Source organism: Rhodococcus sp. AZ1, from assembly GCF_054979605.1.
The window spans coordinates 107,965-121,573 of record NZ_JBUEQF010000007.1 but is presented as its reverse complement, the minus strand read 5'-3'; the positions used below and the strand labels follow the sequence as shown (position 1 = coordinate 121,573).

Sequence of the window (13,609 nt, the reverse complement as noted above, 5' to 3'; positions counted from 1 at the left end):
TACTCTATCTTTCGTGGCCACCGACGATCCTGCCCCCAGACCGGGTTCCAAGCGCCCTGCGCCCGAGCCGCCCACGCCGCTGAGCCCGCTGATCGACGCCCACACCCACCTCGACGCCTGCGGCGCCCATGACGCGGCGTCGGTGTCGGCCGTGCTCGACCGGGCCGAGGCGGTCGGGGTGGGCCGGGTGGTCACCGTTGCCGACGATCTCGACGCCGCTCGCTTCGCCGTCGACGCCGCTCACTGGGACGAGCGGGTGTTCGCGGCCACCGCGATCCACCCCACGCGCGCCCACGTCCTCGACGACGCCGTGCGCGCCGAGATCGAACGCCTGGCACGCGATCCGCGCACGGTGGCGGTGGGGGAGACGGGCCTGGACTACTACTGGCCCGGAAAGCTGGAGGGATGCGCCGACGTGGCGGCGCAGACCGAGGGGTTCCGCTGGCACATCGACCTGGCGAAGCGGGTGGGCAAGGCGCTGATGATCCACAACCGCGAGGCCGACGACGACCTCCTGGCGGTGCTCGGCGAGGAGGGTGCGCCGGAGACGGTGATCTTCCACTGCTTCTCGTCGGGTCCGGAGATGGCGCGGAGGTGCATCGAGGCCGGGTACGTGCTCAGCTTCTCCGGGACGGTGAGTTTCACCAACTCGCGTGCCCTGCGCGAGGCCGCGGTGCTGGTTCCGAACGATCAGTTCCTCCTCGAGACCGATGCACCGTTCCTGACCCCGCACCCGTTCCGCGGCGCTCCCAACGAGTCCTACTGTCTGCCGTACACCGCCCGCTCGCTCGCGCAGACTCGCGGACAGGACCCGCAGGAGGTGGCGGCTCTGGCCACGGCGACCGCCGAACGGGTGTACGGCCTGGTCTGACTCACGCTCCGGGCGGGAAGGTGCCGGTGGGCACGATCCGACCGTCCGGGCCCAGGCTGAAGGTCACCCGCGTCGGACCTCCCTGGGGGCAGCAGAAGGGATCGTCGGCTCCCAGCCATCGGTAGTCGACGGAGACGCTGGTGTCGGTGGCGCCGACGACGGTGGTGTAGCTCTGCGGTCGAAGTGTCGCCGTTCCCAGGTAGACGCCGTCGTTGCGGAAGAACAACACGTGCGACTGGTAGGTCGCGTCCATGATTCCGCGGCCGTTGGCGATCAGCCATTCGAGCTGTGGGCAGCCCTGGTCGCTACTGCCGGGAGTCCAGCGGTACGGCTCGAAAGCGCCCCCGTTCGAATCGGTGCCCACACTGGCCAGGGCCGCACGCACGGCCGTCGAGGTCGGATCGACGCAGGGGACCACCACCCGATTTCCCACCGGTCTGTCCCACTGCGACCCCGGGCCCGATGCTGTCGCCGCCGACGGGCTGACAGCTGCGGGCGGGGCGCCTGCGGCAGTACTGCCCACCGACGGGTTCGCCACCGCGGGGTTGCGTACGGACGGGAAGTTGGTGCTGGTCGCATCGGGCGACAGGGCGGTCCCTGCCGGGTCGGGTGCGGTCGGCGACCCGCAGGCGCCCGCGGCGCAGACGGCGAGCGCCGCTGCTGCCAGGGACATGGTCGTTCGCAGGGTGCGTGTGGTGGATGTGTTCACCGGTCCTCCTCGTATGCGGACCGACCGTTCTGGTCGCTCGAGAAGAGTGTCGGTGATCACACCAATTCCGTTAGCCGTCGTACGTAACGAAACGATTGCGGGTCGGACGCGCCCCTGTGACCGGTCACACCTGACGGTCGCGGCCCTCCCAGTACGGTGCGCGCAGCTCGCGCTTGAGGATCTTGCCGCTGGCGTTGCGGGGAAGCTCCTGCACCACCGACACCGCGCGCGGGCACTTGTACCCGGCCAGACGTTCGCGGCAGAACGCGATGATCCCGTTCGTCTCGGTGGGGCGGGCGAGCACCACCATCGCCAGCACGGACTCGCCCCAGTGCTCGTCGGGAACGCCGATGATGGCCGCGTCGGCGACATCGGGGTGATCGAGCAGCACTCTCTCGACCTCGGGGCCGTAGACGTTCTCACCGCCGGTGATGATCATGTCCTTGAGCCGGTCGTCGACGTAGACGTAGCCGTCCGCATCCATCCGGCCGATGTCGCCGGTGCGAATCCAGCCGTCCACGAGCGTCTCCGCGGTGGCCTCCGGCCGGCCGAGGTATTCGGTCATCGCCTGCTCGGTGCGCAGGCACACCTCCCCGGACTCACCCGCGGGCACGGGCGCGCCGTCGACCACGTCGCGAATCTGCACCTCGACACCGCCGACCGGACGGCCCACCGAGAGCAGGCGGTGCTCACGGCCGGGGTCTCGATGATCCTCCGGCGCGAGAACCGTTGCCACGCCCGAGATCTCGGTCTGGCCGTACACCTGGACGAAGTCGATGTCGGGCCACGCGTCGAGCGCCCGGCGCAGCAGCGGCAACGGCATGGGAGCGGCGCCGTAGCCGAGCACCTTCAGGTTCGCCATCGCGGCCACCGCCGCGTCGCCGGCCGCGAGGAACCCGGCCACCACCGGTGGCACGAAGAACGTGTGCGTGGCCCCCGACACGAGTGCACCAGCCAGAGCCGGCGCGGTGGGCTCACGGGTCATGATCGTGGCCACGCCCGCACGCACCCCGAACATCGAGTAGCTGATGCCGCCGACGTGGAAGAGCGGCATCGCCACCAGGGAGATGTCGCCGTCCTCGAAGGGGAACGAGTGCGCCACGTTCACCGTGTGCGCGAGCAGCGCCCGCTGGCTCAGCACCACCCCCTTGGGACGGCCGGTCGTGCCCGAGGAGTACATCACCAGCAGCGGGTCGGCGGCGGTGACGTCGTCGCCGATCGCGTCGGGGGTGTGGGTCGGGTGGGCCGAGGCGAGGAAGTCCTCGTACTGATCGTTGTGGCCACCGACCACCACCACCCGTTCGACGGCCGGGAGACGATCGGCGATCTCCTCGACGGTGTCCGCGAACTCGTCCCCGACGATCAACAGCCGCGGCCCGGAGTCGGTGAACACGTGGACCAACTCGTCGCCGACCTGCCGCCAGTTCGCGATGGTGACGGCGGCGCCGATGGCCGCTGCGGCGTACACGGTGTCCAGGCAGGCCGGGTGGTTCTTGTCCAGGAAGCCGATCACGTCACCCCGGCCGATCCCGGCGGCACGCAGGGCAGCGGTGAGGTCGCGGATACGTCCGTCCCACTGCGCCCAGGTCCACCGCTGGTCCCCGTAGACGAGAGCTGTCGCGTCCGGTGTGCGGTCGGCATGAACTCGCACGAAGTTCGCGAGGCTCTCGGTCATGGCCGAGGTGTCGATCGTCATGGGGCCCCCATCAGGTAGGTGTAACGAAGATCACTCTTCGATCGATGGTGTCCACCGCCGTCGACCCTGTCAAGGAAGTGCCCCCGACCACGTCAAGGAAATGCCCGCGGCAGGTAAAGGATGTGCACGGTCGCCGACCTCGGGGGTGATCAGACGAAGCCGTCCAGCACCATGTAGGTGCCCGAGACCTTGGTGATCGTGATGGTGTGCGGACCGGGTTGCAGGCTCGTGGTCGACCACAGGCGCTGCTGCGCCGCCCGCGTCGGGGCTGCGGTGTCCACGACGGCCACCTGCTGTCCATCGATCGACACGGCGACCTGCCCCTGGTCGGGCGCCTTGCTTCCCAGGTAGCTGATCGACGAGCCGTCGAAGGAGTAGCTGGCCCGGTCGCCATCGGTACGCGTGGCGTGCACGCCGTCGAACAGGTCGCCGAACCCGCGGTTGCCGTTGAACGACCAGGTCCCTCGGTACGCGATGCGCAGATCGTCGTCGTCGGCGGTGATCACCGGTGCCCGCTTGGCGCCCGCCGCACTCATGATGGCCAGCGCCGCGGGCGGCCAGTTGCCGTCGGTGACCAGGGTGGGCGGTTCGGCCGTGGTGTTCGTACCGCTGTTGTTGATGCGGTCGGTGTCGCTGTAGGTCCGCGATATTGCAATGTCGAAGATCGTGGGTGTCCACAAGTGTGTCCACTCGGAATTGCTCCTGTTGGAGATGTAGCGCACCACGTTGTCGGTGGTGGTCCATCGCGAACTGCCCTCGTCGTGGTAGATCGCGTTGCACGCATTGGTGCATTCGCCCAGCACGTTGCCGGAGAACACCGACGGTGAACTAGAGCCGCCATTGGTGTAGATCGGCCCGCCGTCGTCGAGAACACCCATCACCGAGTGCACCCAGTTGTTGCTGATGGTGGTGTCGCCGGTATAGATCGTGCCGCGTCGGCACGGAACGGGGAGGTTCTGCTTGGCCTGCAATTCGCACGGTGACGCCCAGCCCCAGCCCCACCCGGTGGAAATTCCGCTGTACGGGGCGTAACCGACCTCGTTGTCGACGACCTTCAGGCCCACCGAATGGCCAGCGAAGATTCCCACCCCGTCCTGGTATTGCTGACCGGGGAAGGTGACGACGTTGTTGCTGACCGTGATGTTGCGAGTTTGCAGGCTCTGGTCGGTGTTGTAGTAGTCGTCGACCTCGCCCACGGAGATTCCGTTTCCGGCGGTGTCGGTGATGTTCGACTGTGTGATCGTGGCGTTCTGTGTCTGATCGCCGAAATCCACTCCCACACCGCCGAGGTGCGTGGTCGTCACGTCGGTGAACGTCACGCCGGAGCCACGGAACACCGACAGCGCTGCCGGTACTCGTGTGGGCTGCAGGGTCTTCGGGTCCCACAGGATTCCGGCTTGATTGTCGATGTATCCCGTGGTGTTCGGCACCAGCCACGAGGTGTAGCTGAACGTGATCCCGCGGACGGAGATGTCGGTGATGGGCGCCATCACGTCGGGAATCACCGCGAAGGCGTCGATGGTGAGGTACTGGCCGCCGGTCTTGACCACCTTCACCGTGTGCGGTCCGCGGGTGAGGCCGGTGACGGACACGAACGGTTGCTGAGCCAGGCGCACGCTCCCGGACGCGTCCGCGGTGCCGGTCTTGACGCCGTCGACGAAGACGTCCACCGTCCCGGCGTCGGTGTTTGTCTCGGTGAGCACCGTGAGCCCGGTGCCGGTGAACGTGTATTCCACCGACGAGCCATTGGTGGTGGCGGCGTGCACATCGTTGCCGATATCGCCGAACGCTCGCTGCGAATTGATCTGCCAGTCGCCGGTGTAGGTGGCGCCGGCGTCGTTGTCGTTGACCGGGGCAATGTGTCCTGGCGTTCCGACGAAGCGGAGCAGGCTGTCGGTGACGGGCATCTCCACCCGCGCGGTGGCCATGTTCTCACCGGGGCGCGGGGTGTAGTAGAGAAAACCTGCCGGGCCGTCGATGTAGAACTGCCCCGGTCGGCCGAGCAGTTCGAAGGCGTTCTCGATCCAACTCACCGCGTCGAGCGAGGGCAGGCCGGCGCCGTTGAACGGGAACCCCACATTGGTGACGTTGGTGAAGTTGGCCTTCCAGCAGGCGGGGTCGACCGTGACGGCCGAATCGGTGAGCGATTGCAGCGGGCACCGCATCTGCTTCCACGCGTTGTTGCGCACCACTTCGATCTGCCTCTGGTTGCGCCACCCCGACGACCCCGCGAGCGGATTGGTGAATCCGGTTGCGGTGCGGGTGAACCCGGCCGGGTTGATGTCGGTGCGAGCGCGGACGGCGCGTACGTCGTTCACCCAGATCTCTCGTGCTGCCGACCCGACGGGAACCGGGGCTCGGTACAGGTTCTTGGATGCGTCCACCACGGTGAATCCGGTGACGGGAACGGACCCCGCGACCACGGGCCGCGCGCCGGGTGCGGCTTCGAGGTGCACGCCCGATCGCGTCACGGTCAGCGGTTGGGTCAGTCGGTACGTGCCGCCCTGCAGAACGACGGTTCCCGGGCCCTTGGCCACGGCGTCGGGGAGAGCGCACGGCTGTGTCTGCGAGCAGTCGGTGCCGCTGCCGGCGGGAGCGGCGTAGTACGTGGTGGGCGCCGCGGTGGCGACCGGTTGAACCGTTCCGATGAGCGAGGCAGCGGTGAGGACGGCAACGGTGACGGCAGTGGCACGCGTGGTCATGGCGGTGAAGTTACGCCCGATCGTCGAATCGAATCGACGAATGGCGAAAGTGGTCGGACCACATGGTCGGACCACAGCGTTCGACGTGCTGAAGTTGCCGCTGAACCGCCATTTCCGTTACCGTTTCGTGACCGGCTACCCAGGAAGTTTTCTCGAATGTCCCACCTCGTACGTCTCAACCGCGCCCAGTCGACCCTGCTGCACGCCGCGGTTGCTGCCCTGCTGCTCACCCTCATCGTGGGCGGGATCGTGGCCGTGGTGCGCCACAAGACCCTCACCGTGGTCGTCGACGGGCAGCAGATTCGACTGAGCACCATGTCCAGCGACGTCAGCGGGGTGCTCGAGGAGGCCGGGTACACCCCCGCCGAGCGTGACGACGTCTCGCCTGCCCGCGATGCGTCCGTCTCCGACGGACAGACCGTGGTGCTCAAGCGCGCCCGCGAGGTCACCGTCACGGTCGACGGGCAGCCGAAGCAGCAGTGGACCACCGCCGCGACGGTCGACGAGGCGCTGACCCAGCTCTCCCTCGCACCCGACGTCTACGTCGATGCACCGAAGGATCAGCCGCTGCCGCTGACCGGCGCAACCCTGGACGTAGTCCTGCCCAAGGCGGTCACCGTGGTCGACGGCGGAGCGCCCGCCGCGCCCGTCGTCCTCGCCGCCCCGACGGTCAAGGACCTCCTCGCCGCGCAGAATCGTCCACTCGAGGACAAGGACACCGTCGACCCGCCCGCCACGACCGCGCTCGCCGACGGCATGACGATCACCGTCACACGAGTGCGCACCAGCACCGTGCAGGTCACCGAGCCGGTCACCGCCCCGGACCAGCGCATCGAGGACCCGACCATGAACATGAGCCGCACCGTCCAGGAGAGCGCGGGCACCCCCGGCCTGCAGGACGCCACCTACGCCGTCACCACCACCAACGGCGTCGAGACCGGTCGCACCCTGGTGACGGCCAACGTGATCACACCGCCGGTGCCCAAGGTGGTGCGAGTGGGCGCGAAGCCCGGTACCGAGGTGCCGCCGGTACAGAACGGTGCCACCTGGGACGCGCTCGCTCAGTGCGAGTCCACCGGTAACTGGGCCATCAACACCGGCAACGGCTTCTACGGCGGCGTCCAGTTCGACCAGAACACCTGGGAGCGTCAGGGCGGCCTGCGGTATGCACCGCGCGCGGACCTCGCCACCCGCGAGGAGCAGATTGCCATCGCGTCGATCACCCAGGCTCGTCAGGGCTGGGGGGCGTGGCCCGCGTGCACCTCGCGGCTGGGTCTGCGCTGACCATCGATCGGCCGGACTCCTCGGCCGCCTCACGTGAGGTGGCCCTCCTCGGTCCCGCCGAGGTGCGCGCCCTCGCCGCCGAACTCGACGTTCGGCCCACCAAGACTCTCGGCCAGAACTTCGTGCACGACGCCAACACGGTGCGCCGCATCGTCACCTCCGCCGGGGTGGACGCCTCGGACGTGGTGCTCGAGGTGGGCCCCGGGCTGGGCTCATTGACGTTGGCCCTGCTCGCTGTGGTGGACGCCGTGATCGCCGTCGAGATCGACCCCGTGCTGGCTGCGCGCCTGCCCGCAACGGTGGCCGAGCGGGCGCCGGCGCAGGCGCACCGGCTCACCGTGATCGAGGCCGATGCCCTGCGTGTGAGCGCCGAGCAGGTGCTCGCCGGCGGCCGCCCACCCACCGCGCTGGTGGCCAACCTGCCCTACAACGTGGCGGTGCCGGTGTTGCTGCACCTGATGTCGCTGCTGCCGTCGGTGCGGACGGCGTTGGTGATGGTGCAGGCGGAGGTGGCCGATCGCCTCGCCGCGACGCCCGGCAGCAAGATCTACGGCGTTCCGAGCGTGAAGGCGGCTTGGTTCGGCTCCGTTCGGCGGGCCGGTGCGGTGGGCAATTCGGTGTTCTGGCCGGTGCCGAAGGTGGAATCGGGGTTGGTGCGCATCGACCGCTACGCCGAGCCGCCGTGGCCGATGGACGAGCAGTTCCGCCGGGCACTGTTCGCCGTGGTGGACGCCGCCTTCGCCCAGCGCCGCAAGACGCTGCGCGCGGCGCTCGCGGGCTGGGCGGGTTCGGCGGCCGAGGCCGAGCGCCGTCTCGTCGCGGCGGGTATCGACCCCTCGGCGCGGGGGGAGACGCTGGACGTCGCGGCCTTCGTGCGCCTGGTTGGTCCCCCTGCCCGCTGATCACGGTGACAGGGCCCAGCGGGCTTGCTGTCTCGTGCACCCGTCACCGGGGAGATCTGTTGAAGCCTTGTCAGGGCCGTGCCGCTATGGAAAATACTCCTTGTGAGAACAAGTATCGAATCGTCGAGGTCACGAGGGGTCGCGTACGGGTTGATCGGGTGCGCAAGCGTGGCTGGTTTGGTCATCCTGGTCAGTGTCGCTTTCGACCTGACAGATTTGGTAGGTAATTCTATCGTTGTTTTTTCCGTCGCAGTGGGTGCACTCAGCTCTCTGGTGTTGCGGGCAGTAAGTAAAGCACGGGGAACAAGTGTTTCTTCGAGTTCATTGATCGCCAACGGTGCATTGACCTCCGTTGGATTGTTCGCGATTCTCAGTCTCGTTGTGTGAGACAAGTTTCTTTCTGATCACGCATATGTTCTTGCGGCTCAACCGCCGAGTCAACGTCCTACCCGCCATCACTGTTCGACCGCTGGCCGAGCGCACCCCTTCATTGGCTAGTGGTCGATCGAAAGTGCGAGTCATCCGTCCCGATTGGAAAGAAGCGACATGAACAAGTACGCGAAGGGTGCAGTCTGCTCGCTCGCTTATGCTGTGGTCGCGAGTAGCGCAGTGGGCCAGGCAAACGCATCGCCCACGCAGCAAGAGCAGTCACAGCATTCGGAAGTTGTCCTCGGCGTGGGCGGGTCCCAGATCGCGTCACAAGGCTCTGTTGCGACGGGGCCGGATGGCGCGCTATCGCAAACTGTGACCCTCGACAATGGTGTGGTCGTAGAGGTGACCCTGCTCCAGCAGCAGGGGACAATCCGACTGAGCGCGTCGAACGGTGAGAACTACAGTTTCCTCGTATCCGATCTGCAGGCGAATGGCGCCGCCGACCCACTACGATCAAGCCTCACCAATGATGCGACGTAGCGACCGGTATCGCAGGTATTGCTCACTCCGCTCTGTGGGGTGCAGCGTTGGGAGGACCGGCCGGCATAGCTGCAGGTGCGGCGGTCGGCGCATTCTGGTGGGGCATCAGCCAAGGGTGCTGACCCCGGTCCCATACCGGTGCGAGGGAGACGCTGGACGTCGCGGCCTTCGTGCGCCTGGTTGGTCCCCCTGCCCGCTGATCGCGGTCCCCCGCCCGCTGATCACGGCGACAGGGTTGGACGAAGTGGGCTTCGGCGCGCATTTCGACCGTGATTACCGATCAGATGGCTGAGCGTGCGGCAGGTGGGGCCCATCCCCTCGACTAGGGTTTATCACCGTGCTCAGTGTCGTTCCCACACCCGTGGTGGTGCGGGCTCCCTCGAAGATCAACCTGCACCTGTCGGTGGGTGACCTGCGCGACGACGGGTTCCACGAGCTCGAGACGGTGTTCCAGGCCCTGTCGCTGAGCGACGACGTGTCCGTGGTCGCGGCTGCGCAGATGAGCCTCACCGTCATCGGTGACGACCACCGATCCGTTCCCACCGACTCCTCGAATCTGGCGTGGCGGGCGGTGGCGATGGTGGCCGAGCACGTCGGCCGGGACGCGGCCGTCGCGATCACGATCGACAAGGGCATCCCGGTGGCCGGGGGCATGGCCGGCGGTAGCGCCGACGCCGCGGCCGCGCTGATCGCCGTCGACTCGCTGTGGGAGCTCGACCTCCCGCGCGAGGTGCTGCTGGAATTCGCGGCGCGTCTGGGCAGCGACGTTCCGTTCTCGCTCACCGGGGGTACCGCCCTGGGTACCGGGCGCGGCGAGAAGCTGCTTCCCGTTCTCTCCCGCAACAGCTTCCACTGGGTGCTCGCGCTCGCCAAGGGTGGGCTGAGCACGCCCACGGTGTTCGCGGAACTCGACGCCCTGCGCGCCAAGGGTGACCCGCCCCGACTGGGGTCGTCGGACGAGCTGCTGCGTGCCTTGGCATCCGGCGACGCCCACCGCGTGGCACCCCTGCTGGGCAACGATCTGCAGGTCGCCGCCGTGTCACTGGCACCGCAGCTACGTCGGACCCTGCGTGCCGGGGTCGATGCCGGTGCGCTGGCGGGCATCGTCTCCGGATCCGGCCCCACGTGCGCGTTCCTGTGCGCCGACGCCGACAGCGCCGTGCAGGTCGGCGCCGAACTCGCCGGGGCCGGGGTGTGCCGCACCGTCCGGGTGGCGTCGGGACCCGTGCCGGGCGCCCACGTGCTCGACCCTGCCAATCGGGGTGGGCACAGCTGATGGCGAACCTGATCAATCTCGAGCAGGTCTCGAAGTCGTTCGGCGTGAAGCCGTTGTTGGACAACGTCTCCCTGGGTGTCGACGAGGGCGAACGCATCGGCGTGGTGGGCCTCAACGGCGGCGGCAAGACCACGATGCTCGAGGTGCTGGCCGGTGTCGAGGACCCCGATTCGGGACGCGTGAGCAGAGTCGGTGGACTGCGGATGGCCGTCGTGACCCAGCGCGGAGTGCTCCCCGACGGCGCCACTGTCGGCGACGTGGTGCTGGCGCCGCTGGGTGTGGCCGAACACGAGTGGGCGGGCGATGCGCGGATACGCGGTGTGCTCGATGGCATCGGCATCACCGGTTTGGGTCTCGACGCCAAGGTTGCCGACCTCTCCGGCGGCGAGCGTCGACGCACCGCGTTGGCGGCCGCCCTGGTGCAGGACCTCGATCTGCTGGTGCTCGACGAGCCCACCAACCACCTCGATGTCGAAGGTGTGCAGTGGTTGGCCGAGCACCTGCTCGCACGTCGCTCGGCGCTGGTGGTGGTCACCCACGATCGCTGGTTCCTCGACACCGTCGCCACCCGCACGTGGGAAGTGGTGGGTGGCAACGTCGAATCGTACGAGGGCGGTTACGGCGACTGGATCTTTGCGCGCGCCGAACGCGCCCGGCAGGCCGACGCCGCCGAGGACCGCCGTCGCAACCTCGCCCGCAAGGAACTGGCGTGGCTTCGCCGCGGCCCGCCCGCGCGCACATCCAAGCCGCGCTACCGCATCGAGGCCGCCGAGGCGCTCATCGCCGACGTACCGGCACCTCGCGACTCGGTGGCGCTCGCGCGGTTCGCGCAGACACGGCTGGGCAAGCTGGTCATCGAACTCGAGGACGCGCGGCTCCAGACCCCGGACGGGCGCACCCTCGTCGACGACCTCACGTGGCGCCTGGCGCCGGGGGAGCGCGTCGGTCTGGTCGGGGTGAACGGATCGGGCAAGACCACGCTGCTGCGCACACTCGCCGGCGAGCTCGAGCCCGCGGCCGGACGTCGCATCCAGGGCACCACCGTGCGCATCGGATGGTTGCGGCAGGAACTCGACGACCTACCCACCGACATGCGTGTGCTCGACGCCGTCAAGGACGTCGCCGAGCGAATCCAGTTGGGGGACAAGGAGATATCCGCTGGTCAACTGGCCGAGAGGTTGGGGTTCACCCCGGCCCGCCAACGAACCCCGGTGGGTGATCTCTCCGGTGGTGAGCGGCGTCGCCTGCAACTGACCCGCGTGCTGATGTCCGAGCCCAACGTGCTGCTGCTCGACGAGCCCACCAACGACCTCGACATCGACACTCTCCAGCAGCTCGAGGATCTCCTCGACGGGTGGGCGGGAACCATGGTGGTGATCAGCCACGACCGGTACCTCATCGAGCGGGTCTGCGACTCCACGTGGGCACTGTTCGGTGACGGCGCCCTGACCAACCTGCCCGGAGGCATCGAGGACTACCTGCGCCGGCGTGCGCGCCTGGTTGCGGCGGGAGCCGGGTCCCCGGCCACACCCGCTGCGTCGGCCCCGGCGCGCAGTGGCGCGCAGGAGCGCGCTGCCCGCAAGGAGCTGCAGAAACTCGAGCGTGCCCTGCTGAAGCTGGACGAGAAGGAAAAGCAACTCCACGAGAGCATGGCCGATCCCACCGCCGCCCCGGACGCCCTGATCGCCCTCGGTTCCGAATTGAACAACGTGATCGCCGAGAAGGAATCGACCGAGGAGCGGTGGCTCGAACTGGCCGAGGAGCTGGGGCAGTGACGGGCTCCGGGATGTCGGGCTCTGGGACGTCGGTGGTGCGCTCGGTGATGGGTGAGCGGTTCGCCGATCTGCACCCGCAGAAGCAGTGGCGGTTCGGGTTCGGCTCGGCCGATCACGTCAGTCAGCACGGCTCGGGCGTCATGGAGGTCATGTCGCACTCGCCGCTGCTGCCCCCACCGGTGTTGTGGTTCGGGGGTAGGCGACGCATGTTCCCGCCGCTCGCCGGAACGCAGGTGCCGTTCACCATCGCCAACTATGCGTACGTGGACGATCTCGGGCGCGAATCGCTGGCCTTCGTGCGGCGCTTCCAATTCCCCGGACGCGAGATCGCCCTCGACTCGGTGATGGTTCTCGGTGCCTCCGGCGCGCTGGACTACATCGGTAAGGGCCCGGACATGGTGGTCTCCACCGACTGCACCGCGGGGCCGGACGGCGAGTTGGTTCTCGAGAGCGGCACGCCGCGGTTCCTGGCCGGCGTCGGCTCCATCACGCCGCCGTCGTTGGTCTCGGCCCTCACCCACGGCCGTGAGTGGTGGGACGAGTCGGCGCAACGCCACCGCATAGAGATCGAGGTGCGCAGCCCGATCATCGGAACACTGTTCCAGTACCGCGGGTGGTTCACCGCGCAGCAGCGGGAGTGCCCACCGGCCGACCTACCTGCGGGAATCGGACCGGCCCGCACCGAATCGCGCGAGCGCTGACGCCCACGTCACCCCGGTTTCTCCAGAAGACCACCGTCCACAAGACGACGTCGGGCCACAAGAAACATTCGACAGTCACCCATCCGCCCCGCCCACCGGAGCGAATGTTCTACGTCACCCGGTGTGGAGTTCCGCGAGCACCCCACACCCGACATGGCCCTCCCTCTTCGGTTGTCCCCCGACGTAGATCGAGAGAAGGGTCGACGAAGACCCGGACCTCTCACGAGATCCGGGTCTTCGTTCTGTCTGACGTTGTGTCGATCGATCCCGCGGGCGTCAGCCCACGAGTGGGTCGATCAGCGGAAGCCCTTGCCCGGGTTCTGCAGGTCGAGAACCACGGTGGTGCCGTTGGAGCGCACGTGGAGCTCCGGGTTCTGCAGGCCACCGGAGGTGAGGTACTCACCGAGGAGCTGGAGCAGCTCGTCCGGGCCGGTGGAGGAGTCGATCGGACGACCCTCGCGGCTGCTGATCTCGTTCTGGGTCAGTCGACCGGCGATGCGGATGGACGCGATGCCCATCGCGGTGCGACGGTCGGGGCTCGGGTGGCGTCCGCCACTGTACGAGCCGCTGCCGCTGCCGTTGGCAGCGGAGCCGTTGCCGGCGGCGGGGGTGCTGCCGGGAAGAGCGTGCTCGGAGATCTGTTCGCTGGATGTCATGTCGGCCTCACTTTGCTGGGGGACGGCGGAAGAAGACTTGGTGGACCTGTGAGCCGGCGTCTTGCCGACCTTGATGCCCGTCAGTGGCACACCTGGCCCGTTACTCATGTCAGGACTTCCTCCGG

General features: G+C 68.1%; 11 protein-coding genes. 7 read left to right on the top strand and 4 right to left on the bottom strand.

Features of this window, described 5'->3' with window-relative positions; genetic code table 11:
• Positions 1-13: 13 nt before the first annotated feature.
• Complete coding sequence (locus ACY48E_RS10865; protein ID WP_462872175.1) at positions 14-871, top strand: TatD family hydrolase; 858 nt, start codon at positions 14-16, stop codon at positions 869-871.
• Position 872: 1 nt separating this feature from the next.
• On the opposite strand, the gene ACY48E_RS10860 is transcribed toward ACY48E_RS10865, so the two are convergent.
• The 3 genes from ACY48E_RS10860 to ACY48E_RS10850 all read right to left on the bottom strand — a co-directional run bounded on the left by ACY48E_RS10860 (position 873) and on the right by ACY48E_RS10850 (position 5,978).
• Positions 873-1,580 carry an LppP/LprE family lipoprotein gene (locus ACY48E_RS10860; RefSeq protein ID WP_462872174.1) on the bottom strand — a complete coding sequence of 236 codons (708 nt, stop codon included), beginning with the start codon at positions 1,578-1,580 and terminating at the stop codon, positions 873-875.
• A gap of 124 nt (positions 1,581-1,704) precedes the next feature.
• Positions 1,705-3,276: an AMP-binding protein gene (locus ACY48E_RS10855; RefSeq protein ID WP_462872173.1), complete on the bottom strand. Its 1,572-nt coding sequence runs from the start codon at positions 3,274-3,276 to the stop codon at positions 1,705-1,707.
• A gap of 149 nt (positions 3,277-3,425) precedes the next feature.
• A complete protein-coding gene (locus tag ACY48E_RS10850; protein WP_462872172.1) occupies positions 3,426-5,978 on the bottom strand; it encodes a hypothetical protein in 2,553 nt (850 codons plus the stop codon).
• Between the two features lie 156 nt (positions 5,979-6,134).
• On the opposite strand from ACY48E_RS10850, the gene ACY48E_RS10845 reads away from it, so the two are divergent.
• The 6 genes from ACY48E_RS10845 (at position 6,135) to ACY48E_RS10820 (ending at position 12,828) form a co-directional block, all read left to right on the top strand.
• Positions 6,135-7,262: a transglycosylase family protein gene (locus ACY48E_RS10845; RefSeq protein WP_462872171.1), complete on the top strand. Its 1,128-nt coding sequence runs from the start codon at positions 6,135-6,137 to the stop codon at positions 7,260-7,262.
• Positions 7,263-7,264: 2 nt separating this feature from the next.
• A complete protein-coding gene (gene rsmA, locus ACY48E_RS10840) occupies positions 7,265-8,164 on the top strand; it encodes a 16S rRNA (adenine(1518)-N(6)/adenine(1519)-N(6))-dimethyltransferase RsmA (protein WP_462872271.1) in 900 nt (299 codons plus the stop codon).
• Between the two features lie 546 nt (positions 8,165-8,710).
• On the top strand, positions 8,711-9,076 hold the full coding sequence (locus ACY48E_RS10835) for a hypothetical protein (RefSeq protein WP_462872170.1): 366 nt from the start codon (positions 8,711-8,713) through the stop codon (positions 9,074-9,076).
• A 337-nt stretch (positions 9,077-9,413) separates the two neighbouring features.
• Positions 9,414-10,352 (top strand): 4-(cytidine 5'-diphospho)-2-C-methyl-D-erythritol kinase, encoded by a 939-nt coding sequence (locus ACY48E_RS10830; RefSeq protein WP_462872169.1) that lies wholly within the window; start codon positions 9,414-9,416, stop codon positions 10,350-10,352.
• Positions 10,352-12,127 carry an ABC-F family ATP-binding cassette domain-containing protein gene (locus ACY48E_RS10825; RefSeq protein ID WP_462872168.1) on the top strand — a complete coding sequence of 592 codons (1,776 nt, stop codon included), beginning with the start codon at positions 10,352-10,354 and terminating at the stop codon, positions 12,125-12,127. Before ACY48E_RS10830 ends, ACY48E_RS10825 begins: the two co-directional genes overlap by 1 nt.
• A complete protein-coding gene (locus ACY48E_RS10820; RefSeq protein WP_462872166.1) occupies positions 12,124-12,828 on the top strand; it encodes a DUF4166 domain-containing protein in 705 nt (234 codons plus the stop codon). The genes ACY48E_RS10825 and ACY48E_RS10820 overlap by 4 nt, the downstream gene beginning before the upstream one ends.
• A gap of 296 nt (positions 12,829-13,124) precedes the next feature.
• Here ACY48E_RS10820 and ACY48E_RS10815 read toward each other — a convergent pair whose 3' ends face one another.
• Positions 13,125-13,592 (bottom strand): hypothetical protein, encoded by a 468-nt coding sequence (locus ACY48E_RS10815; protein WP_462872165.1) that lies wholly within the window; start codon positions 13,590-13,592, stop codon positions 13,125-13,127.
• Positions 13,593-13,609: the final 17 nt, after the last annotated feature.

What these genes read in the sequence shown, in the direction of transcription:
- ACY48E_RS10845 (WP_462872171.1), top strand. Translation starts at nt 6,135, where the DNA reads ATGTCCCACCTCGTACGTCTCAACCGCGCCCAGTCGACCCTGCTGCAC.
- ACY48E_RS10850 (WP_462872172.1), bottom strand. Translation starts at nt 5,978, where the DNA reads ATGACCACGCGTGCCACTGCCGTCACCGTTGCCGTCCTCACCGCTGCC.
- ACY48E_RS10835 (WP_462872170.1), top strand. Translation starts at nt 8,711, where the DNA reads ATGAACAAGTACGCGAAGGGTGCAGTCTGCTCGCTCGCTTATGCTGTG.
- ACY48E_RS10825 (WP_462872168.1), top strand. Translation starts at nt 10,352, where the DNA reads ATGGCGAACCTGATCAATCTCGAGCAGGTCTCGAAGTCGTTCGGCGTG.
- ACY48E_RS10855 (WP_462872173.1), bottom strand. Translation starts at nt 3,276, where the DNA reads ATGACGATCGACACCTCGGCCATGACCGAGAGCCTCGCGAACTTCGTG.
- ACY48E_RS10815 (WP_462872165.1), bottom strand. Translation starts at nt 13,592, where the DNA reads ATGAGTAACGGGCCAGGTGTGCCACTGACGGGCATCAAGGTCGGCAAG.